Genomic DNA, 24,377 nt, shown 5'->3' with positions numbered 1-24,377 from the left:
CGCTCAGCGCAGGCCGAGCACCTCGAGTGCCACCTCGCGCACCGGCCTGCCGTGATCGTTGCCCACCACGTGGTCCTCGACCCCGGCGGCGTTCACCCGGGCGGTGAACTCGTCCAGCTCGTCCAGGTGCCCCCGCAGGGTGGCGCCCGAGTCGCGCCCCTTGAGCCTGGCCAGCTGGGTACGCGGCGAGACGGCGAGCAGCACGACGCTCAGCTCCACCTCGGGCAGGCCCCGCCGTACGGCCAGCAGATGGGCGGGCTCCAGCAGGGCCCTGGCCAGGACCAGCTCCTCGATCCCGGCGGCGCGGTAGGCGTCGGCGACGGCACGCAGGTTGCGCGTCATCAGCTCGTGCACCTCGACGCCGGGCCCCGAGACCCAGCACAGCCAGTCCAGGTCGATCACCGCGTGCGCGACGCCTCGCTCGGCCAGCACCTCGCCGATCTCCACGGCCACGGCCGTCTTGCCCGAGGCCAGGCCTCCGGTCAGCAGGACGGCCCTCACGCGAGCGCCGTCCGGCGCGGCAGCAGGGCGAAGGCGCCCAGGTAGAGCAGTCCGGCGACGATCAGCAGTCCTTGGTATCCGATCACCAGGGCAAGGTACTCCAGGCAGCCGCCGACCATCGCGCCGAGCAGGTTGGCGCCGAAGGCCGTGGTGCCGTCGGCGGTGTCGGCGAACCTCTTGGCGAACACCACATTGGCCGCGAAGATCGGCAGGAACGCCACCGTGACCGCCGCCACCGCCCGCAGCGGCACCGGCAGCCCCAGCAACCAGGAGTTGGGCACCAGCCAGGCCAGCACCAGCCCGGCGAGCAGCACGCCGTACATGACGGGCAGCGACGGCGTCCGGAACCTCCTGGTGACCTCGACCGCGGCCAGCACGGCGACGAGCACCCCGGCGAACACGATCGCGTTGACCACCCACGTGGTGCCGAACAGCAGCGCGAACCCGGTCACGCTCTTGGTCTCCAGCAGCAGGAACCCCACGCCGAGCAGGAACAGATCGGCATAGGGCCGCATCCGCCCGAACGGCCCGGCCACCACGCGTACGGCCAGCAGGCTGACGACGAGGATGAGGCTGAGCGTGATGAGGTAGATCGGCGGGACCGTGCTGTCCTTGAGGTAGAGGAAGGGCTTGTCGTCGTGCGTGGGCGCGGGCGTCCCCGCCTTGGCGCCCGTCCACGGTTCGGCGCAGCGCTGGGCGGCCTCGGTGAAGCCCGCGGTGATGACGGCCTGCTGGCCCGCCGTGCTGACGATGTCGACGCACGGCCGGTGGCCGAAGGCGGCCTGCATGGTCGAGGCGAGCCGGTCGACCAGCCAGGTCTCGCGGTAGTAGTTGTACATGGAGAACGCGCCGCCCGGTTTGAGGTGGTCGCGTGCGGCCTTCATCGCCTCCTGGGTGAACAGGTAGCTCTCCAGGCGCAGCGAACTCGCGCCCGACACCAGCGTCAGCGAGTCGGGCAGGGCGAACAGGATGAGGTCGTACCTCCGGTCGGTGCCTTCGAGGAAGGCGCGCCCGTCGGTGACGTGCGTGGTGACACGCGGATCGGCGTAGGGCCGGTCCGGGTGGTGGCTGCCGCCGAGCTCGCGGAGCTTGGGGTCGATCTCGACGGCGTCGACGCGCCCGGCGCCCTTCGACAGCGCGATCGCCACGTCGGTGCCGCTGCCCGCCCCGACGATGAGCACGTCCTTGGGCGCGGCCGTCGCCCGCTCGTAGGGCAGCGCGTACTGCCGCTCCCACACCAGCCGGGTGGCGGCGGGCATGGCCTCCTGGTGCGGGATGCCGTTGACCGAGATCCTGGTGATCTCCACTCCGGCCCGCTCGTAGGTCAGATGGTTGACCTTGTAGTACGGCGACCACAGCGCACCCGCCGTCAGCGTCTCGGCCAGCAGCAACCCGACGACCGCCAGCGACGGCAGCACCACACACACCACGTACGGCAGGCGCGGCCTGGGCGTCAGCAGCAGCCCGTATGCCACGGCGGCGAGCACCCCCCACACCAGCGGCGGCGCGCTCAGGAACGACAGCGCCGTGAACAGCGCGATGCCGGTGAGGCTGCCGATGAGGTCGTAGCGATAGGCCTCGAGCCGCTCCATCTCCGGAAAGCACCGCCCGACCAGCTCGGCGGGCCCCATGAGGACCAGCGCGGCGGCGGCGAAGATCACGGGCAGGATCACCCAGGCGGGCGGCCCGGTGGTGCTCAGGCTGGTCCAGTACAGCACGCCCTCGGTGTCCCGGTTGACGGTCACGGGGAACAGCAGCACGACGAGCACGAGCGCGGCGAGCACGATCGGCGAGTAGTACGGCTGGCGGCTGGACCTGCCGACGCGCAGGAAGCCGAGGCCGATGCCCAGGAAGGAGCCGAGCAGGACGAAGTTGGTGAAGTAGCTCAGGTGCACGATGTTCGAGCCGGTCCAGCGGATCAGCGCGAGTTCGAGGAACAGCATGAAGGCGCTGGCCAGGACGAGACGGGGTCGCACGGCGAGCCAGTGAGGTCTGGGGGGTGCCTCGGCGAGGGCGGTCATGCGCGAAACCGTAGCCAGTCGGACACCCTCGTGTCACCGGTGAACTTTGCCGCATTTGTCGTTGTCGCAGCAGGTCACAACCATGCAGACCCGCTGGACGTGATCTCCGAGATGAAGGAGTGTGGACAGGTCGCTTCCCTCCGAGATGACGGTGGTGCCTCATGCGGGTTCTGATCCAGCTACGCCCATCCCCCGATCTGGTCGCGGCGGTCGCCGAGCCCGGGCAGGAGGTCACGACGGCCGATGTCACGGGTGGGCTGCCCGGGGTCGAGCTCGACGCCTCCTACACGCCGGTGGCGCTGCCGAGCCCGGTGCCGCAGCCGGGCGGCGACCCGCTCTCGCTGAACCAGGAGCTGACCTTCTCGCTCGCACCCGACCTGGCCTCGGTGCTGGTCAGGGGCGAGATCGCCGACGACGAGCTGAGCACCAGGCTCACCCTGCTGGCCGCCAGGCGCTCCGACGTCGTCGGCGTCTTCGCCGATCCCGTCATCACCGGCACGCCCACCTGCGGCGGCGACGCGCCCGTCGGCGACTGGCACGACGTCGCCAGGCTGATCGGCGCCGAGGCCCTGCACGCCGACGGCCTCGACGGCACCGGCGTCGCCCTGGCCGTGCTCGACACCGGCATCAACGCCACCCATGTCGCCAGGCAGCTCGGCAGGGGGGTGACGCTCGACGCCGAGCGCAGCCGGAACCCGCCGGGCGTCGTCGGCAGGCCGGGCGAGTTCGAGGTGGACCACGGCAGCATGTGCGCCTTCGACGCGCTGATCGGCGCGCCGCAGGCCTCGCTCATCGACATCCCGCTGCTGCAGTCGACGACGCCAGGCGGCTCCGCGCTCGACGGCCTGCTGTCGGACGCGGTCGCGGCCTTCGCGCACCTGCGCACGGTGCTCGAAGGGCAGGACCCGGCGACCGCGGCGCTCGTCGTGAACAATTCCTGGGGCTCCTTCTCCCCCGCCTGGGACTTCCCGCCGGGTCATCCCGGCAACTACTCCGACAATGCCGCCCATCCGTTCAATCTCATCGTGGCCAGCCTGGAGCAGGCGGGCGCCGACATCCTGTTCGCCGCGGGCAACTGCGGCCGCGAGTGCCCCGACGGGCGCTGCGCCTTCCCCGCACGGCCGATCGCGGGCGCCAACTCGCATGCCAAGGTGCTGTCGATCGGCGGGATCGACGTGCGGGGGCAGCGGGTCGGGTACTCCTCGCAGGGGCCGGGCCGCCTGTCGCGCCGTAAGCCTGACCTGTGCACGTACACACATTTCTCCGGGTCCAAGGCGTTCGGCGAGGGCGAGCCCGACTCCGGCACGTCGGCGGCCTGCCCGGTCGCCGCGGGGGTCGTCGCCGCGATCCGGACGTCGTACTCCGCATCGGCGCTGCCGCCCTCGCAGCTGCGGACGCTGCTGCGCCGTACGGCCGACGACCGCAGCGCCGTGGGGTTCGACTTCGACCACGGCTACGGGGTGCTCGACCCCGAAGGGGTGGTCGCCGCACTGAGGCGAAGGGCCGAGCGCGTAGCCTGACGGGATGAAACTGGTCACCGTGCGACTGCCGAAGGGCGCCACGCTCGACGACGCGATCGAGCGCCTCGGGCTCACGCGCGAGGAGGTCGACCTCGCCTACGGGCTGGTGCTCATCGACCCCGGCTCCGGCCTGTACGGCCTGCGGGTGACGGAGGAGGCGGGCGAGCGCATCGGCCCGCCGTACTCCGATCCCAGGATCGAGCCGTTCGGGCCCTGAGTCCGGGTCAGGCGTTCTCGCGGCTGAAGACGCGGGTGCCCGCCGCCAGGCTCAGCGCGGTGAACACCGCGAGCACCAGGGCCCCGGCCAGCACCGTGCCGGTGAGGTAGTGCCCGGCGAACAGCTCACGCAGCGCCTCGACGACCCACCTGAACGGCGTGGCGCGCGAGAGCGCGTCCAGCCAGGCGGGCGCCATCGACATCGGCAGCAACGCCCCCGAAAGCAGCATCAGCGGCACGATCGCCGTGCTCATCAGCGGCGCGAACAGCTCGTCGCTCAGCCTCAGCGCACAGGCGTAGGACAGGGCGGCCAGCCCGGCGCCGAGCAGGACGACGAACACCGCGGCGGCCAGCACCCCCGCCACCGGCGCCCGCAGCCCCATCGCGTAGCCGATCGCGACCAGCGCCGCGCTCTGGATCAGCAACGTGACCACATTGGCCGCCACCCGCCCGAGCAGCAGCGCGAGCCGGGCCGCCGGGGTGACCCTGAGCCGTTCCAGCACACCCGATCGTTTGTCGAAGACGATGCCGAACCCGGCCAGGCCCGCACTGAACAGCGCCAGCTGGATGAGCAGCCCCGGCACGAACGTCTCCCAGCTGCCGACCTGGGTGAACAGCGGACCGAGCAGCACCAGGAACAGCACCGGCTGCACCGCGCCGAAGACGACGGCCGCCCGGTTGCCCAGCGTGCCCAGGGTGTAGTGCCTGGCCAGCAGCAGCGTCTCACGCATCGCGCGACGTCCTTCCGGTGATGGCGAGGAAGGCGTCGTCCAGCGTGCCGCCCTCCGGCCTGATCGACTGCGGGGTGCCCTCGGCGACGATCTCGCCCCTGTCGATGATGACGAGCCTGTCGCTCAGCGCGTCGGCCTCGTCGAGGTAGTGCGTGGACAGCAGCACGCTCATGCCGTCGTGCTCGCGCAGCCGCCTGACGTGCTCCCAGAGGTTGGCCCTGCTCTGCGGGTCGAGCCCGGTCGTCGGCTCGTCGAGGATCAGCAGGGCGGGGCGGTGCAGCAGGCCGAACGCCAGGTCGAAGCGCCTTTGCCTGCCTCCCGACAGGGCGACGCCCGGCCGGTCGGCCTGGCCGCCGAGGTCGAGCACGTCGAGCAGGACGGCGATGCGGTACCGGGCCTCGGTCCTGCTCATGCCGTACAGCATGGCCTGTAGTTCCAGCTCGGGGCCGATCGGGGTGTGGGTGGCGCTCGATCCGGTCTGGGAGACGTAGCCGATCGCTCGGCGCACGGCTCGCGGGTCGGTCAGCAGGTCGTGGCCGGCTATGGAGGCGCTGCCCGACGTGGGGCGCAGCAGGGTGGTCAGCATGCGCATGGCGGTGCTCTTGCCGGCGCCGTTGGGGCCGAGGAAGGCGACGATCTCGCCCGCGTCGACGTGCAGGTCGAGGCCGCGTACGGCTTCGGTGCCGTCTTTGTAGGTCTTGGTGAGACCGGATGTGGTCAGCATATTTTTACAGTAGCTATAATTTTGGTGTGACTGCAAGTTTGTATGATGCCGGTATGGACGAGGGACTGCGCGAGCGCAAGAAGCGGGAGACGCGGCAGCGGATCGCGGACATGGCGATGGGCCTGTTCATGGCGCGCGGGTTCGAGGCCGTGACCGTGGCCGACGTCGCCAGGGCCGCCGACGTGTCGGTGAACACCGTGTTCAACTACTTCGGCACCAAGGAGGACCTCTTCTTCGACCGCCAGGACCTGGTCGAGGACCTGCCCGGCCGGGTCGTACGCGAACGGCTGCCCGGCGAGGGCGTGGTGGCCGCCTTCAGGCGCGACTTCCTGGACGCGCTCGGCACCCGCGACTGGCGCTACGGGCTCAACGAGGGCAGCGACGTGTTCGGGCGCATGGTGAGCGCCAGCCCCGCCCTGCTGGCCAGGATGCGCGAGATCGACGAACGCCACCAGGCCGGCCTGGCCCGCACCCTGGCCGAGGAGAGCGACGCCGACCCCGACGACCTCACGCCGCGGATCGTCGCCGGGCAGGTGCTCGGCGTCGTGCGCACCCTTGCCCAGCACGCGGTGCTGCGCAAGGTCGCCGGGGAGCCGTGGAGCGAGATCGAGCCCGGGGTACGCGAGCAGGCCGTGCGGGCCTTCGACGGGCTGGAGCATGGAATCGGGGGATATCTACGGTCTTGACCGTGATGTTGGAACGCTTCTACGGTGCGGTGCATGAGCGCGCCGAAGCGGTTTCTGCAATGGCTGGCGGGTACCGAGATGTTCATGCGGATCGGCCCCTTCCTCATGCCGCTGATGGACCGGACCTTCGAACGCCTCACCCGCGGCCGTCCCTCCGCCGACCGCCTGCCGCCCAGCCTCACCCTCACCACGACCGGCGCCAGGAGCGGCCTCCCCCGCACGGTACGGCTGGCCTGCGTGCCCGAGGGCGAGGGCACGTTCCTGGTCGTCGGGAGCAACTTCGGGCGGGCCGGGCATCCCGACTGGAGCACCAATCTCCTCCGGACGCCCGGGGCCGTCGTCGCCTATCGCGGGGCGTCGTACGAGGTCGAGGCGCGGCTGCTGGGGGAGGGTGAGCGGGCTCAGGTGTGGCCCGGGCTGGTGGCGGCGTCACCGGTGTACGAGCGGTACACCGTGAGGTCGGGGCGGGAGCTGCGACTGTTCCGGCTCCGGGCGCGCTGAGCGGTTGTGCCGGTCTCCGGCGGGCCTGGCTGAGTAGGGGGTACTCAGTCGCTTCGCCATGATCCGTCCTAGCCTGAGGCCGCACTTCCCCGGTACCCGGAGAGGAGGACCCCATGGCGAAGGAACAGGTCGGGGAGATCCGGATCAGCAAGCGCGTGGTACGGATCGGGCATCAGGTGTACCCGCTGGCCACCATCTCCAGGGTGCAGAGCCTGAGGGTGAGGTGGGGCGGCAAGCTGGCCACCGCCTATCCCCTGCGGGAGACGGCCGTCCTGCTGGCCCTCGTGGCGGCGGCCTGGTTCGCCGTACTCGGCGTGCTGCCCCGTCTGGGCATCGGCGGCGGGTTCGACGTCGAGGAGACGGCCAGGCAGTTCGTGGTGATCGGCGCGGCGGTGGTCGGCCTCAGGGTGGCCTGGCTGCTGTTCGTGCTGTTCTACCGGCTGCTGCTGCGCCGTACGAGGTACGCGCTGATGCTGGAGACGGCCGGGACGCAGTACACCGCGTTGTCGGGCACCGACCGCGAGGAGATCCACCGCATCGAGAGCGAGATCGTCGACGCCATCGAGAATCCGCCCACCGAGGAACGCGTCCTGCACCTGCGGGGCGACCTCGTGCTCGGCGACAAGTTCACCGGCGGCAAACACACCCAGACCGGCGAGAACAGCTCGATGAGCTTCAACCGCTGACCCACTGCGCCTCTTGAGGAGCTGGATATGTCCGACTATGTGGCCGGCGACAAGTTCACCGGCGGCAAGTTCACCCAGACCGGCGCCAACGCCGTCTTCAACATCCACAACAACGAGTCCGCCTCCCGCGAGGACATCAACGCCGCCGTCGCCGAACTCCACGCCTTCATCGCCGCCCTCACCAAGGCCGGCGTCGTCGCCCCCGACGGCACGGTCGTCGACCCCGCGGGCGTGGTCGCAGCCGTGGAGTCGGAGCCCGGGAGGCTTCGTGCGCTGGGGCGGGCGATCGGGGGCGGAGCCAAGGACGCGGTGCTGGCGGTGGTACAGGGCGGGGTGTCGGCACTGATCGTCGCATTGGTGGGGCGTATGTGAGGGGGACTGGGGGGGTCATGTGAGGGGGTCTGGGGTGCATGTGAGCGGGCTTTGGTAGGGCGTGTGCTAGGGCTTTTGGTGCGTGTGCGAGGGCTTTGGTAGGCGTGTGCGAGAGGTCTGCTGGAGTGCATGTGCGGGGCTTGATGGGGCGTGTGCGAGGGGACCTGGTGGGCGTATGGGGGCACCTGGTGAGCGGGCTTGGTGGAGTGCATGCGAAGGGGGCTTGGTAGGGCGTGGGTGAAGGGTGCCTGGTGGGGCGCATGTGAGGAAGCGTGGTGGGGTACATGTGCGGAAGGCACGGTGGGGCGCATGTGAGGAACGCATGCTGAGGGTGTATGCGATGGGGCCCAGCGGGGTGCATGTGAGGGCTCGGCGGGACGCATGCGAGGAAGGCTGGTGGGGGTGCATTCGAGGAACGAGGCCTGGGCAGGCCGCCCCCAAGAGTCGTCATCCCTTGCCTTGACTCCCACCTCCCCTCCCACCCGCTTCTCCTCCCACCCACCCCCCGACACCCAGCCCCCACACGCCTCCCCCAACACTCCCCCCGCCCGATCCCCCGAGACCCGGCCACCCCCGCGCCCTGTCGCCCCACCCCCCAGGGAGCCGACACTCCCCGAAATCCCCCGAGATCTCACCGCCCCCACCCCCCTCCACCCCCCTCCCCGACCCGCCGAAAGCCCGGCGTTACGCCCATTAGGATCTTGGGCGAATCTGGATCTTCTACACATCGGGGAGCCGCTTCGTGCGGGAGCGTGTGCACGCGGTCATCGAGTCGCGGCCGTACCAGAGGTTCATCGTCACCGTGATCCTCGTCAACGCGGCCACACTCGGCCTGGAGACCTCCGCGAGCATGATCTCCGCGTACGGCACGGCGCTGACGATCATCGATCACGCCGCGCTGTACATCTTCGTCGTCGAACTCTGCCTCAAGGCCTACGTCCAGCGCTCCCGCTTCCTGCGCGACCCGTGGAACCTGTTCGACACCGTGATCGTCGGCATCTCCCTCGCCCCGACAGCGGGCGGCCTGTCCGTCCTGCGTGCGCTGCGGATCCTCAGGGCGTTGCGCCTGATCTCGGTCGTACCCAGCCTGCGACGTGTCGTCGGCGCCCTGCTCACGGCCGTGCCGGGGATGACGTCGATCGTGGCCCTGCTCGGCCTGGTGCTGTACGTGGCGTCGGTGATGGCCACCAAACTGTACGGCGCGACCGCGCCCGACTATTTCGGCACGCTGCCCACGTCGTTGTTCACACTGTTCCAGATGATGACGGGCGACGCCTGGTCCGACATCGCCCGTGAGGTCATGGCCGTGCACACGTGGGCCTGGCTGTTCTTCGCCCTGTTCATGCTGGTGGTCACCTTCGTGGTGCTGAACCTGTTCATCGCCGTCGTCGTGAGTGCGATGGAGAAGGAGCACAGGGACGACTCCGAGACGATCGTCCTGGACGAACTCGCCCGGCTGCGCGCCGAACTGGCCGACCTGCGCAGAGAACTCAGCACGGAAGCCACGGGCAGATAACCCATTCTCTTTGGCAGAAAGCCGGCTTTCGTGCCCGAGCCGTGGAAAATTACGATGATCCCATTCCGCTGAACCGATTGTCCGGGCGAAAGGGAAATCACGTGAACCTCGTCAAGAAAGCCCTCGTGGCAACGACGATGGCCGCCGCCGCACTGGGCTCGTCCATCGCCGTCGGAGCCGCTCCCGCCCAGGCCGAGGTATGGGACTGCGACGCCGAGATCACCGGCCTCAACCGAGGCGAGGGCTTCTGCTGGCAGGGCTTCGGCTCCTACCACGTCCGCGTGGTCTGCAACTCCGCCCACTGGCCCTACACCAGAACCATCGACGGCCCCGTCGTCTCCAAGGCCTCCTGGCAGAGCCCCGGCCCCCGCTCGGTCGTGAACGGCGACGCCAACGGCTGCCACGTGGTCAACGCCTGGGTGGTCGTTCTGTAATTCCAGACCTGGAGTTCTGTAATTCCAGCGCCGAAAAGGAATGACGGCGAATTGTCCGCGACCGAGGCGGCGGAGAAAACCCCCGCCGCCCGGATCGGCAGTCTAAGAAACGCGCCCCAGTTCCCCCTCGAAGCCGTCCGTGATGCGGTAGCAGTCGTCGCGCAGGGTGAGTGGGTCCGGTGACCGTACCAGGAGGGTGCCCAGGTAGTTGCGGGTGCCGCCGCTGGTGGAGTACTCGGGGATGGCCGCGCCGGAGGGGCGGGTCAGGCCGGGGATGAGTTCGACCTGCGTCCCGGGCGAGACCAGGCGCGACCAGTCGACGAGTTCGGGCCGGAAGGAGGGGCGTGACTGCCAGGGGCGGCCCTGGGAGTCGGTGGGCAGGAGCATGAGCATGGCGACGGCCTCGTCGCGGATGCCCTTGGTGAGCATGCGTTCGGGCAGGTCGAGGATGTCGCCGAGCAGCGAGCGCACGTGCAGTTCGATCATGTTGAGGCCGAAGGCCTCCTCGACCAGGCGGGGAATCATGGCGCCGGGCAGCCGGGCGTTGTTCTCCAGCAGGCACAGGCCCTGGTCGCGCTGCAGCTTGATCTCGGTGTGGGTCGCCGAGTAGTCGAGGCCGAGGCAGTCGACGCCGGTGCGCACGTGCTCCTCGATGCGGCGCTGCAGTTCGGGCGCCAGGACCGTGGGCTGGTGGAAGCTCAGCTCGACGAACGGCGGGATCGTGGGCAGCCTGGCCGTGATGCAGAGCGGGTGGTAGCGACCGGCGACGACCAGCCCTTCGACGCTGAGGTAGTCGCCGAAGCCGTCGGTGTCGTACCAGGACTCCGTGGTGGCCTCGATGAGGTTCTCGGCGATGAACTGGGCGCCGCGCCCGGCGGGCAGGAAGTCGTGCAGGCCGAGTTGGTCGGTGGCCGCGATGTCGGCGGTGGCCCGGCGCCAGGCGTCGTCGATGTCGGTGTCCCGGTCGACGATCACATGGCCCTGCGAGCCCGCCATCCACGAGGGCTTGAGCAGGAACGGGCGGCGCAGGACGTCGTCGGCGTGTTCGAGGTCGGCCAGGGTGCGCACCGGTACGAAGTCGGGCACGGGCAGACCGTTGGCGCGCCAGGTCTCGCGCATGACCACCTTGTCGCGCGAGTAGGTGATGTTCGGCCCCGGCCCGCGCAGCCCGAGCTCCTGGCAGGCCTCGGCCACCGCGGCGATGGCGAACTCGCTGAAGGCCACGATCGCGTCGGCCTGTACGGCCCCGGCTGCGGCGACGAGGTCGCCCGGCATCTTGGCGTCGCGGTCGAGCACCTGGACCGACTTGGTCCACTGCCGCAACTGCTGTTCGTGCGCGGCGGTGGGCGGTGCGGCGAGCAGGGCGTGCACGTCGCCGCAGCGGTGCAGCCGGGGCAGCGCGTACTCGGGCGCGGGGCCGCCCATCGCCGGGATCACATAGAGAATCGAGGGTCTGGCCACGAGGTCACCGTCCTGGTGAGTAGGTTTCGACGGCAGCGCTTCCGGCCGCCCCGATGGTCACGCACAACACGCCCACCAGGAACAACGCCGCGATCGCCACGAAGCTGACAGCGCCGAGCAAGCTGATGAGAAAGGTCAGCAGGGTGGGTCCGAGCAGGATCACCGCGGTCTGACCGGTGCCGAACACACCCAGATAGGTGGGCTGGCGATGGTCGTCCGGCGAACGGTTGAACGACAGCGCCCAGCCCGCCGCGTTCTGCTTGATCTCGCCCACGGTCAGCAGCCCGGCGGCGAGCACGAGCAGTCCCGCGGCCACGAGGGCGGAGGAGAACGACGACAGCGCCAGCGTCGCACAGCACGCGACCAGGAATCCGGCCGCGATCCAGGCCGCCCTGACCCCGTCGGCCGCCGAGCGCACCGGCCTGGCCAGCGGGATCTGCAACAGCACCACCATCGCGGTGTTCACGATCAGCAGGACGCCCATGGTCGCGGCCGGCACGTCGGTGGCCTGGGCCAGCCACAGCGGTGTCGCCACCGTGAGCAGCGGAACGTGCAGCGCCAGCAGCCCGTTGCCGAAGGCGAGCACGGTGAAACGCCAGTCCCGCAGGACGCCGAGCAGTGTCCCGACCGTCCCGGAACGCATGGGTTCGGGGGCGGCCTCCGCCTCGGCGTTCCAGACCGTCCTGGCCAGGACCCAGGCGGCGAGCACATAGGTGGCCGAGCTGACCACGACCACGGCCACGAAGACCAGCCGCTCGGCACGCAGCAGGGCCAGCGTCCCGAGCATCGCGCCGACGGTGATGCCCACGTTCTGCGCCACGTGCACCATCGCCATGGCGGCGTTGCGGTCGGCGCCGGGAACCACACGCGCCACCACGATCTGGTTCACCGTGATCGTCGGCCGATCGGCGATCCCGACCAGCGCGGCGGCGACGAAGAACGTGCCCGCGTCGACGACGGCCAGATAGGACAGGAACGCGAGCCCCCTGGCGACCTGGAGCACGACGGCGACCCGCCCGGCCGGCCAGCGCCTGGTCAGGTCGGCGACCGGGATCACCATCAGCATGCCGAGCACCCCGGCGATCCCCAGCCCGATGCCGATGTCGGCCGGTTTCAGGCCGACTACCTTGACCATGAACAGGACGGACGTGGTCAGCCACACCCCCGTGCCCATCCAGCCGACGAACGACGCCACGGCCAGAGCCCGCGCCGCCGGATGGCGGGGCAGCTGTTTCTGGATCGCGGTTATCACGGTGCCCCCTGACACGTACGGCGAGCGGACCCGGCCGGGCCCTCGGATGTGCGGTGCCGCGCCTTCCCCCGTCAGCGCAGAGCCGGGACCACCTCACGGGCCAGGCGTTCGACCTGCTCGTCCAGTCCGTCACCGACCGGCATGAGGTTGAACACGGTGAAGCCGAGGTCCTTGAAGCCCAGCAGCGTGTCGGTGAGGTAGGCGGCCGAGCCGGACAGCGTGCCCGCGACCGGCTTGGCCTCCTCGTCGATGCGGATGGCGATGTTGTAGGCGCAGGTGATCTCCTCGGGCGCACGGCCCGCCTCGTGCGCCGCCGCCAGCAGGCGCTCGCGCTTCACCTTGACCTCCTCGGGACCGGCGAAGCTGTAGGAGGGGATCCAGCCGTCGGCCAGCCGCCCGGTGACGTCCAGCGCACGCGGGCCGAACGTGCCGAGCCAGATCGGAATACGCCGCTCCGGCTTGGGCTCCAGCTGGGCGTCCTCGGTGTGGTGCAGGCGCCCCTTGAAGGTGAACGACGGCTCCGACCACAGCCCTCTGGTGATCTGGATGGCCTCGGCCAGGCCGTCGATCTTCTCGCGCGGCGTGGGCACCTGCATGCCGAAGGCCCGGAACTCCTCGTCGGAGTAGCCGCCGCCCAGCCCCAGGATCAGCCGCCCGCCGGACAGCCGGTCGAAGGTCTCGGCCATCTTGGCGACCATGGCCACATTGCGGTACGGCACGCCGAGCACACGGGTGGCGACCTTGATCCGGGTGGTGGCCGCGGCGATCCAGGACAGCATCGTCCAGGTCTCGTAGCTGGCGTGCGAGGTGCACGGGTGGTCGGAGGCCGAGACGAAGTCGAATCCCAGCTCTTCGGCCCTGCGGGCGTCGGCCACGGGGTCGTCGCCGGGCGCGGCGGAGGTGGAGATGTTCAAGCCGATTTCCATGAGCGTACCTCCGGTTTCCGGATGGTTCCGGGATGGGGTTCGGGAGACGCGGTGGGCCTGGGCGCCGATGTCACAGTCTTCGGGGCCGGTGCCACCGCATCATGTTGACATGACAATAACCCTAGGAAAGAGAATGATGACATGTCAACTATACTGACGACATGACGGAAGACGTTCGATGGCTCGACCCGACCGAGGCCCGCGCGTGGCTCGGCTACCGCCGTATGTTCCTGCTGCTCAACCGTCAGGTGAACCAAGATCTGGCCCGCGAGTCCGGCCTGTCCGAGGCCGACTACGACGTGCTGTCCAGCCTGCCGGGAGCGCCGGGCACCAGCATCAGGCTGAACGAGCTGGCCACCCATATGAAGTGGTCCACCAGCCGCCTTTCGCACCATCTGACCCGGATGCAGCAGCGCGGCCTGATCACCCGTCAGGAACACCCCTCCGACGGCAGAGGGGCGGTCATCGTCCTGACCGAAAAGGGGTTGAGCACGATCCAGGAGGCCGCGCCCGGCCATGTCGCGTCGGTGCGCAGGCACCTCATCGACCTGCTGACGCCCGAGCAGCTCGAAGCGCTCGGCGACATCTCCTGGACCGTTGTCGAGCGACTGAATCAGGACTGATCTCACGGCTCCCGCTCGACCAGGGCCAGGACCCGGCTGGGACTGCCCGAGCCGCCCACGATCGGCAGCGGCCCGGCGAACAGCACACTGCCCGTCGGCGGCAGCAGCGCCAGATTGCGGAGCTGGGTCAGGCCGTACTTGCCCGCGCCGTGCAGGTGCCAGTGGCACGGGTAGGGCTGCTCGAAGTCGCCCGCCAGGCCCGCGTCGGTGCCCACGGTCTCCACGCCCACGCCGACCAGCGGGGTCTCCTCGGCCAGCCAGCGCGCGCACTCGGTGGAGATGCCCGGTGTGTGCTTGTCGTTGAGGAAGGCCGCCGGATCGTGGGCGCGTTCGGCCCAGCCGGTGCGATACAGCAGCCAGCCGCCCTCGGGCAGCGGCCCGTGCTCGGCCTGCCAGGCCTCGACGTCCTCGCGCTCCAGCAGGAAGTCCGGATCGCCCGCCACCCGCGCGGTGGCGTCCAGCACGACGGCGGGGCCGACCAACCGGCCTGGCGGCACCTGCGAGACGTCGTGCAGGTCCTTGCCCGACAGCCAGTGCACGGGCGCGTCGAAGTGCGTGCCGGTGTGCTCCGACAGCTTGATGTTGTTCCAGTACACCGTGGGTCCGGCCACGTCGTAGGTGCTGATCGGCTCGCGGTCGAAGCGCCACGGCTGGCCGCGCTCGGGCGGCAGCTGGATGATCGGCGTCGTCTCCGACAGCGGTGCGGTCAGGTCGATCACCTCGACGGCGCCCGAGGCCAGTGCCACCGCCAGTGCGGTCAGTGCGCCGCTCATGCCACCGGCTCCCTTCCGACGGAGGTGAGCCATTCCTTACGCGCTCCCCTGCCTCTGACCAGGTCGTCGAAGTGCGCCTGGAGCCTGCGCGTGACCGGGCCCGGCGTGCCCGCGCCCACCTGCAGCCGGTCGACCGAGGTGATCGGCAGCAGCTCGGCGAGCGTGCCACACAGGAAGAGCTCGTCGGCGACGTGCAGCTCGGTGCGGTCGATCTCGCGACGGCGCAGCGTCAGCCCGAGATGCTCCTCGGCCAGCTCGGCCACGGTGGCCACCGTGATGCCCTCCAGCACGCCGCTGGTGCCGGGCGGGGTGACCAGCTCGCCGTCGCGCACCATGACCACGCACGAGCCCGGCGCCTCGGAGACGGTGCCGCGCTGGTTGAGCAGCAGTGTGGTGCCGAACCCGCCGCGCACCGCCTCGTGCTGGGCCAGGCGGCTGTTGTGGTAGTTCGCCCCGGTCTTGATGCGGGGCGGCATGGAGTCGTCACTGATCCGCCGCCAGGAGGAGATCGAGGCGCTCACACCGAGCTCGAAGCCGGGCGAGCGCGGCAGCCGGATGGCCGTGACGTGCACACCGGTGCTCTCGGTGTAGGCCAGGGGGTCGAAGTTCGGCCCCTCGTCGAAGTAGGCGACGACGCAGATGTGGGCGTCGGCGTCGAAGGCGTTGGCCGCGAGCACCGCCAGGCAGGCGTGGGCCAGTTCGTCGTCGGTGTGCTCGATCCGCATGTGCAGGCTCTTCATCGAACGCCTGAGCCTGGCCAGGTGGTCCTCCAGGCGGAAGGCGTGCAGGTCGCCGTCGTCACCCAGGTAGGCGCGCACGCCTTCGAAGACGTTGGCGCCCCAGAAGGCGCCCTGGCTGCGGGCGTGCACGACGCACTGGTCCCACGGCAGGAGCCTGCCGTTCTGCCAGGCGTAGTCGGGTGCGATGTTCATCCGGTCTCCATTCGGGCCTCGGCCCAGGGAAGGGCCTCGGCCCTGGGAAGGAAGGTCGCGGCCGGCCGCGGCGAGGGGGTCAAAGGCGGGCCTCTTGCTGGAGGGGCTGCCCGGCCGGGGCCGATGCGCCGATGGCGGCGCCGAGCTCGCGTGCCACGTCCGGCCCGCGCGTGCCTCGCGCGGCCAGATGGCCGTCGGGCCTGGCGATCCACCAGGTGCCCTGGTCGGCGCCGTAGGCCAGTGCCACCTCGCGGTCGTCGGCGACGGCGACCTCGATGTCGTCGGGCAGCGCCCCCGCCTGCTCGTCGTCGGGCAGGACCGCCACGACGCGTGCGGGCACCTGCCAGGGCCGCGACCTGGCCTCCTCGATCAGCGTCCTGGCGCGCTGCGCGGTGTCGGCGAAGACCAGCACGACGAACTCGGCGCCCAGCAGTTCGCGTACCCGGGTGGGCTCGCCGTTCATACGCAGCCGGCCGTCGCGGGCGAAGGAGCCCAGCATGGGGTGCCCGGTCCGCACGATGGGCGAGTCGTCGTAGGTGTAGGGCTGGGCCATCTTGCCGCTGTTGACATGGCGTCCGGCGAGGCCGAGCCAGTTCGACAGGCGCAGCAGGGTGGCACGGGTCCAGCGGCGCAGCAGATTGGGCGGCACCATGAAGCGGATCGTGGCCTCGGTGACGGCGAGGTTCTCCTTGGCCGCGGCGTACCTCTCCAGGTGGTAGGTCTCCAGCAGGTCCTCGCCCGCCCGGCCCGACAGGACGAAGGCCAGCTTCCAGGCCAGGTTGTCGGCGTCCTGGATGCCGCTGTTCATCCCGCGCGAGCCGTACGGGGGCAGGGCGTGGGCGGCGTCCCCGGCGAACAGGACGCGGCCGACCCGGAGCCTGGCCACCACACGCTGGTGGAAGCGGTAGGTGCTGACCCAGTCGACCTCGTAGGGGATGTCGCCGATGACCTTCCTGACGCGTTCGTCGAAGCGGCCGTCGGCGCGTTCGGCGTCGATGTCGGCGTCGGGGGGCAGTTGCCAGTCGATGCGCCAGATGTCGTTGGGCTGCGGGTGCATGACGAGCTGGCGGCCCGGGTTGAAGGAGGGGTCGTAGTGGAAGTGCCGCTCCTTGGCCAGCGGCAGCTTGGCGCGCAGGTCGGTGATGAGGAAGCGGTCGCGGTGGGTGTAGCCGGTCCACTCCACGCCGAGGAGCTCGCGCAGCCCGCTGCGGACGCCGTCGGCGGCGACCAGGTAGGAGAAGGCCAGGTCGACCGGCCCGGAGGCCGTCTCGGCCTTGACGCTCACCACGTCGTCGTCCTGCGACAGGCCCACCACGTCGTGCCCCCAGCGCAGGTCGCACAGCGGTGAGGCCTCGACGGCGGCGGCGAGCACCTGCTCGATGCGGTGCTGGGAGATGTTGCAGAAGGGGCCGAAGGCCAGGCCGCGAGGGTACTCGTCGGCCCTGATCTGCCGGTTGCGGGCATACGTGCGGGCCAGCGTCCAGGTGACGCCCTCGTCGTGGATGGGCTGGGCGCAGCCGACCTTGTCGAGGATCTCCAGCACGTCGCCCTGGATGAGGCAGGCCTTGGAGCCCTGCTTGGTCAGCTCGGGATGGGTCTCCAGCAGGACCGACGGCACGCCGAAGCTCGCCAGCCGCAGGGCGGTGATCAGCCCGATCGGCCCGGCGCCGACGATGCCGACCGGTGCGTGTACGGATGTCATCGGCACTCCACGGCCTCCCTGGGCGTGTCGACCGACCGGAAGACGTCGATGTCACGCACGGCGTTCAGGTACGGGGTCCCCGCGGTGTAGCCGGTGCCCGTCGCGTCGCCCAGCATCCGTACGGCCAGGCGGTAGTGGGTGTTGCGCCAGCGCAGCAGCTCACGGGCGAAGGCGCGCATGCCTTCGGCCAGCCGTGCGGTGTCGGCCTCGTCGAGGTCGCCCGAGCTCATCGCCTCCTGGTAGACGTCGTCGAGCGTGCGCTGCCCGAACAGGATCATGCCCCGCACCTCGGGCACCGACAGGAACGCGGGCGAGTCGACGCGCTCGGCGTCGGGCTGACGGCACAGCGACTCGACGATCTTGTAGTTGCGGGACTGGATCGCACTGGCGCCCTCGGTGAACTGCCTGAAGGTGCGGAACGACTCCACCTGCATGGTCGCCAGCATCGAGAACAGCGGCCCCGACTCGCGCAGCGCCGACCTGGCCCCGGCCAGGAAGTGCAGCGCACGCTCGACCACCCGCCCGGCCAGCGCCTCCATCGCGCCACGCAACTGTACGGCCAGCAGCGCGAACGTGGTCTCGAACGTCTGCAGCACGCGCAGGAACACGTGCTCGTCGTGCACGGTGTCGACCGGCAGGATGGTCAGGCCGAGCACCCGCCGCTCGGCCGGCGCCATGTCGGCGCGCACCGCCTCGCAGGCCAGCCTCGCCTGCTCGAACGGGTCGGCCGCGGCCAGGCCGCCGTCCAGTGCCATGCGCTCAAGGGCGGGCCGGATCGCGCGTATGCCGTGCTTGCAGCGTTTGAGCACCAGGTCGGGCGCCGGGCGCTGCCTGGGCAGCCACTCGGTGCTGCCGTCGCGTGCCGCGAGCTCGAAGGCCAGCGCGTCGGTGACCAGCTGAACGGTCAGCCGGTCGCAGCGGGACCTGGCGAACAGGTCCTGCTCCACCGGGTCCTGCACACTCGGCAGCCGCAGCAGGGGCAGCGCCAGATAGCTGCGGTAGTCGTAGCGTTCGTCGGCCTTGTCCAGCGCGGTGTCGAGGAAGAAGGCGAGCGTCTCGACGTGCGGCCACGGCCTGGCCAGTCCTGGCAGCAGCGCCCGCACGTCCGCGAGCTGGCGCAGCAGCTCACCGGGGACGAAGTGCTTGCCGCCGCTGTGGTACTCGCGCAGCACCTGCTCGTAGGGGAAGGACGCGGGGTCCAGACCGTCGAGCCAGTCACTGATCGCGTCCGAGGTTGTCTCAGGCCGTTCTCTGGTGGAGGGCACTCGCAACTCCCAGCTCATGAAGGGCCGCAGACAGTACGGCCACGTCTTCTGCATCGCTGTAGTAATGGAAGGAGATCCGTATGACGTCGCCGCGAGGGCTGACCACGAGACCGCGCTCGGCCAGGCGACGGGTGAGCTCGACCGGGTTGTCGCACAGCACCCCGATGTGGGCGCCGCGCCGGTCGGCGGGAACGTGGCGCAGACGCTCCCCCTGTGCGGCGAGGGTGTCGGCCGCCAGCTCGGTCAGGCCGCTCACGTGCGCGCGCACCCGTGCGAGGTCGACCTCGCCGAGCAGGCGAAGGCCCGCATTGGCCGCATAGGCCGCGGCGACCGCGGGCGTGCCGGTCTGGAAGCGGGCCGCGGTGTCGGGGAAGTCGAGCGTTCTGGGGTCGAAGGCGAAGGGGTCGACGCGTCCGAACCATCCGGTGAGCTGTGGGTCGCGGTCGGTGCCCGCGGGCTCGCGTGAGTACAGGAAGGCCATGCCCGGCAGGCCGAGCAGGTATTTCATGGTGCCGGCCACGAGGTAGTCGCAGCCGAGCTCCCGCACGTCGACCGGCTCGACGCCGACGGCCTGGTAGGCGTCGACGAACAGCTCGGCGCCCGCCTCGTGCGCGGTGCGGGCCAGCTCGGCGACGGGCAGTCGCATCGAGTCCTGGAAGCCGACCAGCGGCGTCGACACCAGCCGGGTGCGTCCGTCGATGAGGGAGGCGTAGCCGTCGGCGTCCTCGCTGTAGACGACCTCGGCGCCGCCCGGCCGCTGGGCCAGCCACACGTGGGCGATCGAGGGGAACTCGCGTGTCGTGGTGACCAGTTTGGGCCGCTCGTCCCAGCTCAGGCCCGAGACCGCCTGGAAGGCGCCGACGGAGGCGTTGGGCATGACCGCGACCTGGTCGAGCCGGGCGCCGATCAGGGCGGCGAAACGCTCGCGCGCCTGGTGCACCTGCTCCTCGAACAGGCCCCACGGTGTGCCGTGCTCGGCCATGTCGGCGAGCATCCGCCCCATCGCCTCGTCGAGTGCGGTCGAACGCGCGCCGAGGCTGCAGCTGGCCAGGTGGCGAAGGCGCCCCTGCCCGGGGAACAGCGCGCGGAACGCTTCGGGAGTCATGGCCGTTCCGGTTCGCCGAGGTGGTAGTCGCCCATCGGGCCGGTGCGGGTCAGCTCGGTGCGCACCTGCCACAGCTCGGGGAAGAAGCGGTAGGCGATCAGCTTGGCCAGCACGTCGACCGGCGTCCCCTGGGTGCCGACCACGTCGTGCCCGAGGATCCGCGTCGCGATCTTGTAGTGCCGCACGCGCCAGAGCGAGACGCGCTCGTCCCATTCGATCAGCGCCTCGACCAGGCGCAGCTCGTCGGCGTCCTGGCCGCTGCGGTAGAGCTCGGCCACGTCCAGCCCGCGCTCCTCCACCAGGGCGGCGAAGGCGCGCCCGATGTCGCGCCCGCAGCGTTGCACGCCGCGCCAGCCCGGCGAGTCGGCCCCCGAGCCGTGACCGAGCACGGTGCGGATGGTCTGGAAGCTCCACGGGGACAGGTGGCGCATCATCTCCAGCTGGCCCGTCACCAGCTCCACGCACAACGACGAGCGGTCCAGCAGCCGCACGGCCGCATTGACCTCGGACTTGCGGATCATGTCGCTCGCCTCGCGCAGCTCTTCGCAGGCCAGCTTCAGCCACAGCTCGGTCGACTGGTGCACGACCTGGAACAGCAGCTCGTCGCGATGCACCACCTCTTCGGGGCGCCGCTGCAGGGAGAGCAGCGCGTCGGTGCGCATATAGCGTGCGTAGTCGTCGTCGCCTTCGCCGGAAAGCACCTGCTTGGAGTAGTCCCGCATGGGCCTTCTTTCGTCGCAGAGTCGCGCGCAGCCCAAAATAGACCCGGTGACGGGCCGAAATTTGGGTACGCAAAATGATCGTCACGCTCGGCGGTAGTCGCGGCATAAAGGTCCTTGCCGTTACCTATCCGAGCGTTGCCCCAGGAGTTAACAAGTCGGTGACGCTGAACGTCACCAAGAATGCTTGACGACTCAACGCCGCACAACCCCTACTTTTTTTGCGCATTACGCAACTGCGGTTGACATTTTCGGTCATCAACTCCGCAATAGGGCACTTCTCTAAACATGAATACGGCCATCACTGAGAGTTTGACCAGCCTGTCAGGATCGCGCCCGCCGAAACCACTGCCAAGATCGCACCCAAGAATCCGCAGGTCAGCGAGATGTCCGCGCGTATATCGGATGAACCAAATGCCCGCAAAACGCACAACCGGGCCGGTCACCTTAAGTGAAGATAAGGGAAATATAAGATGAGGAGTAGTCACACCGCAGATGGACAACCGCGTTCCGCGTGCCGCGGATGGACCGGCGCTAAACTCCGGAGAAACGCGTCCTAAACCTCTTATACGACACCTGCCACAGCGCGACCAGCAGCAACAACACCACAACCCCCCAAGCAGCCAATCGCCCCCCAAACACCCCCACAAGGATCGGTACCACAACCGCCGGAAGCGCCCATCCCAGCAACCATGTCCGCCCGATACCCCCCACCCCCATAAGCGCCGCCGCGCCGAAATACACGGCCACTCCTCCGCACAACAACCACCGTACGGAGGCGGGCAGATGTCCTTCCGTGTGCTCGGCCAGCATGCCCAGGGCCGCCGCCATCGCCGTCAGTGCGGCGGTCAGCGCGTAATGCGCGGGAATGGCGACATTCGGCTTGACGGCCCCCGAGGCTCCGGCGAGGCCGTACTCCAGGGTGAGCCACCACAGGGCGACCACCAGGCCGAAGCTCGCCAGGGCCGTGACGGTGAGCTCGCGGGTCCAGACGACCTCGGCGGCGGCGCCCACGACCTGCATGACGGCCTCGCCCAGGACGATGATGACGAACAGGCCGAGGCGCTCGGTCAGATGGGCGGTGTCGAGCACGGCGCGGCCGGGCACGACGCGCAGGCGGGAGACGCGGCCACGGCGCAGGTCGCGGGCGCGGACGCGTTCGGTCTGCTCACGCCGCTCCTCCAGCAGGTGTTCCGGATCGCGGCTCTGCAGGTAGGAGATGACGACGTCCAGCGCGATCCCGAGACCCCACAGGGCATAACGCCAGGGCGCCTCCACCCAGATCGAGGCGATCCAGGGAGCCAGGCCCACGCCCACCTGGGCCGCGGGCCACGAGGTGAGGATGGAGCCGGTGCCCGCCCAGGTACGGCTCGCCGAGAGGCGACAGGCCACATAGGCCCAGACGAAGGCGACGTCACGGCCGTGCGTGACGCCGGGCACGGCCGCGGCCATGACCGCGATGCCGAACATCGCGACCAGCATCGCCCGCACGCGCGTGCGCGGCCCTCTGACGTTGGAGTAGAGGGTGAGGGAGGTCCAGACGCTCCAGATCGCGTAGTAGAGGGCGGCGAAGAGGCCGACGTCCACCCACGTCGGATCGCCGTGGAGGCGGTGGGCGAGCTGCACCACCGCCGCCACGACGACGAGGTCGAAGAACAGTTCAAGCCAGCTGGCGTGGCGCTCCCCGGGTTCACTCACAGGGAGTCATGCTAGGCCTAGCGAGAGTAGAACTCGACGACCAGCTGCTCGTCGACCGGCACGGCGATCTGCTCGCGCTCGGGCTTGCTGACGAGGGTGAACTTCAGGTCGGCGTGGTCGACCGACAGGTACGGCGCGATGCGGTCGTCGGCGTAGATGCCCTCGGCCGCGGCGACGAACGGCTGCATCTGCCGCGAACGCTGACGCACCGAGACGACCTGGCCCGGCTTGACAAGGTAGCTGGGGATGTCGACCTTACGGCCGTCGACGGTGACGTGGCCGTGGTTGACGTACTGCCTGGCGGCGTAGATCGAGGGGGCGAGCCCGGCGCGCAGGATCAGCGAGGCGAGCCTGGTCTCCAGGATCGAGACCAGCTCGGAGCCGGACGCGCCCTCGCGGCGCACGGCCAGGTCCCAGTAGCGGCGCAGCTGACGCTCCGACACGTCGTAGTACCAGCGCAGCTTCTGCTTCTCCATCAGCCGCATGCCGTAGTCGCCGGCGGCGCGGCGGTTGGTCTTGCGCCCGTGCTCACCCGGCGGGTAAGGGCGCGCCTCGAAGTAGCGCACGGCTTTGCGGGTCAGCGGGACGCCCGCTCGTCGAGACAGTCGCACCTTGGGTCCGGTGTAGCGCACAGGAACCTCTCTATGGTTAGGTAAGCCTTATTAAGGCAAGCCTAACCTTAACAGAAGCCTGATCACAAGGAGACCCCATGCCGCTGGTCGCCCCGCCGATCCCCGAGAGGATCCGTAGCCTCGCCGCCACCGCGTGCGCCGTACAGGTGTCGGTGGAGATGGACTCGGCGCCCGCGCTCGGCGCCGTCGACGAGCGCGGCAGGCCCGTGCTCCTGGTCCGGCCGGGTGACCTGCTGCACGGCCTGCGCGGCGACGCCGTCGTGACCGTGGACCTGACCTCCGTGCGCTCGCTCGGCGACAGCGAGCAGCCGCTCGGCCTGCTGAAGGTGCAAGGCTGGGCCGAGGCCGTGCCGCGCGGCGAGGCCAGGCAGGCGGCGGTCGCGATCTCCGCACGCCAGGCCGACGAGGGGCTTTTCGACGCGCTGGAGAGGTTCGGCGAGCCGGACGCGCCGATGTTGCTGCGCGTGGACGTGGCCCAGGTGGTGTTCCTGACCGGGCAGGAGTCGGGCATCCTCGACGCCGAGGAGTACCTCGACGCCGCGCCCGACCCGCTGCTCGAACTCGCCGAGCGCGTGCTCGAACACGTCAACGGCACGCATCGCGGCCAGCTCGCCGCCGGGGTCGCCAAGCTGCTCGACACCACGCCGCAGGAGACGTGGCTGTGGGAGCTCGACAGGTACGGCGCCACCGTACGCGTGGGGGCGCACGACCCCTCGCTCGTCCGCTTCCCCTGGCCGGTGCCCGCCGACACCGGCCAGGGGTTGGAATCCTCCCTGCGCGGCCTGCTCTGCGGCTGCTGATCTTCTCACGCCGATTGTCCGGCGTTGATTGTCCGGCGCCGTGACCTGCTGCGCGACAACATGACAGGCCCTAGACAAGGTCGTGTACCGATCCGGACGTCTCAGGGAGAACCCATCATGACCAGTCGTTCCATGCGCACCGCCCTGCTGAGCACCGTCGCCGTCGTGGCCGCCGCCGCGACCGTCGTGTGCGCCCCCGCCTCCGCCCACGCCACCCCCGCGCAATGCGACGGCAACGGCGTCGTGGGGGTGTTCCAGGCCGTCCTGGGAGGTGCCTCGTTCAACCACGACGGCCGCTGGGTCGAACTGCAGAACGAGAGCGCGCTCGACGTGTACAGCAGGGCCGAGATCAAGTCCGGCTTCCAGAACGGCGACCAGGTGTGGGTCGACAGGAGCTACCGCAAGTTCCCCGGCCAGAAGGGCACCCTCGACAACGGCACGGCCGAGTCGCAGGGCTGGAAGCAGTGCGGCCCCTTCACCTGGCGCACCCAGTCGGTCAACAACGCCGACTACGCGGCACGCGCCTGCGCCCGCGTCAACAATGTCAGCAAGTGCGGCAGCTGGTACGTCGACTGACCCCG

General features: G+C 70.0%; 26 protein-coding genes. 11 read left to right on the top strand and 15 right to left on the bottom strand.

Translation table 11 applies throughout. The annotated features are described in order from the left end of the window. Positions 1-3 precede the first annotated feature (3 nt). Together ACTWNK_RS18440 and ACTWNK_RS18435 are read right to left on the bottom strand one after the other, a co-directional pair. Positions 4-501 carry an RNA-binding protein gene (locus tag ACTWNK_RS18440; RefSeq protein WP_474305314.1) on the bottom strand — a complete coding sequence of 166 codons (498 nt, stop codon included), beginning with the start codon at positions 499-501 and terminating at the stop codon, positions 4-6. Further along, entirely contained in the window at positions 498-2,522 is a 2,025-nt protein-coding gene (locus ACTWNK_RS18435; protein ID WP_474305312.1) for a spermine/spermidine synthase domain-containing protein, read from the bottom strand. The genes ACTWNK_RS18440 and ACTWNK_RS18435 overlap by 4 nt, the downstream gene beginning before the upstream one ends. A gap of 161 nt (positions 2,523-2,683) precedes the next feature. On the opposite strand from ACTWNK_RS18435, the gene ACTWNK_RS18430 reads away from it, so the two are divergent. Both ACTWNK_RS18430 and ACTWNK_RS18425 read left to right on the top strand, forming a co-directional pair. Further along, positions 2,684-4,042 (top strand): S8 family serine peptidase, encoded by a 1,359-nt coding sequence (locus ACTWNK_RS18430; RefSeq protein WP_474305310.1) that lies wholly within the window; start codon positions 2,684-2,686, stop codon positions 4,040-4,042. A gap of 4 nt (positions 4,043-4,046) precedes the next feature. Next, positions 4,047-4,259, top strand: coding sequence for a hypothetical protein (locus ACTWNK_RS18425; protein WP_474305308.1), 213 nt, complete (start codon positions 4,047-4,049; stop codon positions 4,257-4,259). A 7-nt stretch (positions 4,260-4,266) separates the two neighbouring features. Here the strand turns inward: ACTWNK_RS18425 and ACTWNK_RS18420 are convergent, their stop codons facing one another. After that, positions 4,267-4,989, bottom strand: coding sequence for an ABC transporter permease (locus ACTWNK_RS18420; protein WP_474305306.1), 723 nt, complete (start codon positions 4,987-4,989; stop codon positions 4,267-4,269). Then, positions 4,982-5,713: an ABC transporter ATP-binding protein gene (locus ACTWNK_RS18415; RefSeq protein WP_474305304.1), complete on the bottom strand. Its 732-nt coding sequence runs from the start codon at positions 5,711-5,713 to the stop codon at positions 4,982-4,984. Before ACTWNK_RS18415 ends, ACTWNK_RS18420 begins: the two co-directional genes overlap by 8 nt. A gap of 53 nt (positions 5,714-5,766) precedes the next feature. On the opposite strand from ACTWNK_RS18415, the gene ACTWNK_RS18410 reads away from it, so the two are divergent. The 6 genes from ACTWNK_RS18410 (at position 5,767) to ACTWNK_RS18385 (ending at position 9,908) form a co-directional block, all read left to right on the top strand. Further along, a complete protein-coding gene (locus ACTWNK_RS18410) occupies positions 5,767-6,399 on the top strand; it encodes a TetR/AcrR family transcriptional regulator (protein WP_474305302.1) in 633 nt (210 codons plus the stop codon). Positions 6,400-6,432: 33 nt separating this feature from the next. After that, the gene (locus ACTWNK_RS18405; RefSeq protein ID WP_474305300.1) at positions 6,433-6,900 is read left to right on the top strand and encodes a nitroreductase family deazaflavin-dependent oxidoreductase; all 468 of its coding nucleotides are present in this window, start codon (positions 6,433-6,435) and stop codon (positions 6,898-6,900) included. Between the two features lie 113 nt (positions 6,901-7,013). Next, entirely contained in the window at positions 7,014-7,586 is a 573-nt protein-coding gene (locus tag ACTWNK_RS18400; protein ID WP_474305298.1) for a DUF6232 family protein, read from the top strand. A gap of 27 nt (positions 7,587-7,613) precedes the next feature. Beyond that, complete coding sequence (locus ACTWNK_RS18395; RefSeq protein WP_474305296.1) at positions 7,614-7,958, top strand: hypothetical protein; 345 nt, start codon at positions 7,614-7,616, stop codon at positions 7,956-7,958. A gap of 742 nt (positions 7,959-8,700) precedes the next feature. Continuing rightward, on the top strand, positions 8,701-9,474 hold the full coding sequence (locus tag ACTWNK_RS18390) for an ion transporter (RefSeq protein ID WP_474305294.1): 774 nt from the start codon (positions 8,701-8,703) through the stop codon (positions 9,472-9,474). Between the two features lie 101 nt (positions 9,475-9,575). Further along, entirely contained in the window at positions 9,576-9,908 is a 333-nt protein-coding gene (locus ACTWNK_RS18385) for a hypothetical protein (protein WP_474305292.1), read from the top strand. Positions 9,909-10,010: 102 nt separating this feature from the next. Here ACTWNK_RS18385 and ACTWNK_RS18380 read toward each other — a convergent pair whose 3' ends face one another. The 3 genes from ACTWNK_RS18380 to ACTWNK_RS18370 form a co-directional block, all read right to left on the bottom strand. Continuing rightward, positions 10,011-11,369 (bottom strand): ATP-grasp domain-containing protein, encoded by a 1,359-nt coding sequence (locus tag ACTWNK_RS18380; RefSeq protein WP_474305290.1) that lies wholly within the window; start codon positions 11,367-11,369, stop codon positions 10,011-10,013. 4 nt (positions 11,370-11,373) lie between these two features. Continuing rightward, positions 11,374-12,621: an MFS transporter gene (locus tag ACTWNK_RS18375; RefSeq protein ID WP_474305288.1), complete on the bottom strand. Its 1,248-nt coding sequence runs from the start codon at positions 12,619-12,621 to the stop codon at positions 11,374-11,376. Positions 12,622-12,692: 71 nt separating this feature from the next. Beyond that, positions 12,693-13,547 (bottom strand): LLM class flavin-dependent oxidoreductase, encoded by an 855-nt coding sequence (locus tag ACTWNK_RS18370; protein WP_474305286.1) that lies wholly within the window; start codon positions 13,545-13,547, stop codon positions 12,693-12,695. 161 nt (positions 13,548-13,708) lie between these two features. Between ACTWNK_RS18370 and ACTWNK_RS18365 the strand changes: the two genes are divergently transcribed. Next, positions 13,709-14,170, top strand: coding sequence for a MarR family winged helix-turn-helix transcriptional regulator (locus ACTWNK_RS18365; protein WP_474305284.1), 462 nt, complete (start codon positions 13,709-13,711; stop codon positions 14,168-14,170). Between the two features lie 2 nt (positions 14,171-14,172). Here the strand turns inward: ACTWNK_RS18365 and ACTWNK_RS18360 are convergent, their stop codons facing one another. From ACTWNK_RS18360 to rpsD, 8 genes are all read right to left on the bottom strand, one after another. Then, the gene (locus ACTWNK_RS18360; protein ID WP_474305282.1) at positions 14,173-14,943 is read right to left on the bottom strand and encodes a cyclase family protein; all 771 of its coding nucleotides are present in this window, start codon (positions 14,941-14,943) and stop codon (positions 14,173-14,175) included. Further along, entirely contained in the window at positions 14,940-15,875 is a 936-nt protein-coding gene (gene ilvE / locus ACTWNK_RS18355; RefSeq protein WP_474305280.1) for a branched-chain-amino-acid transaminase, read from the bottom strand. The genes ACTWNK_RS18360 and ilvE overlap by 4 nt, the downstream gene beginning before the upstream one ends. 79 nt (positions 15,876-15,954) lie before the next feature. Continuing rightward, the gene (locus ACTWNK_RS18350; RefSeq protein WP_474305279.1) at positions 15,955-17,577 is read right to left on the bottom strand and encodes an FAD-dependent monooxygenase; all 1,623 of its coding nucleotides are present in this window, start codon (positions 17,575-17,577) and stop codon (positions 15,955-15,957) included. Further along, complete coding sequence (locus ACTWNK_RS18345) at positions 17,574-18,842, bottom strand: hypothetical protein (RefSeq protein WP_474305277.1); 1,269 nt, start codon at positions 18,840-18,842, stop codon at positions 17,574-17,576. Before ACTWNK_RS18345 ends, ACTWNK_RS18350 begins: the two co-directional genes overlap by 4 nt. Then, positions 18,817-19,947, bottom strand: a complete 1,131-nt coding sequence (locus ACTWNK_RS18340) for an aminotransferase class V-fold PLP-dependent enzyme (RefSeq protein ID WP_474305275.1) — start codon at positions 19,945-19,947, stop codon at positions 18,817-18,819. The genes ACTWNK_RS18345 and ACTWNK_RS18340 overlap by 26 nt, the downstream gene beginning before the upstream one ends. Beyond that, complete coding sequence (locus ACTWNK_RS18335) at positions 19,944-20,669, bottom strand: tryptophan 2,3-dioxygenase family protein (protein WP_474305273.1); 726 nt, start codon at positions 20,667-20,669, stop codon at positions 19,944-19,946. The genes ACTWNK_RS18340 and ACTWNK_RS18335 overlap by 4 nt, the downstream gene beginning before the upstream one ends. A gap of 531 nt (positions 20,670-21,200) precedes the next feature. Beyond that, positions 21,201-22,364, bottom strand: a complete 1,164-nt coding sequence (locus tag ACTWNK_RS18330) for a low temperature requirement protein A (RefSeq protein ID WP_474305271.1) — start codon at positions 22,362-22,364, stop codon at positions 21,201-21,203. Positions 22,365-22,381: 17 nt separating this feature from the next. Further along, positions 22,382-22,996 (bottom strand): 30S ribosomal protein S4, encoded by a 615-nt coding sequence (gene rpsD / locus ACTWNK_RS18325; protein WP_474305269.1) that lies wholly within the window; start codon positions 22,994-22,996, stop codon positions 22,382-22,384. Between the two features lie 77 nt (positions 22,997-23,073). On the opposite strand from rpsD, the gene ACTWNK_RS18320 reads away from it, so the two are divergent. Continuing rightward, a complete protein-coding gene (locus ACTWNK_RS18320) occupies positions 23,074-23,796 on the top strand; it encodes a DUF2470 domain-containing protein (protein WP_474305267.1) in 723 nt (240 codons plus the stop codon). A gap of 117 nt (positions 23,797-23,913) precedes the next feature. Next, entirely contained in the window at positions 23,914-24,372 is a 459-nt protein-coding gene (locus tag ACTWNK_RS18315; protein WP_474305265.1) for a hypothetical protein, read from the top strand. Positions 24,373-24,377 lie beyond the last annotated feature (5 nt).

Source organism: Nonomuraea sp. IBHARD001 (genome assembly GCF_056106265.1).
The sequence above is the reverse complement of the archived record's forward strand: the minus strand, read 5'-3'. Positions and strand labels throughout refer to the sequence as shown.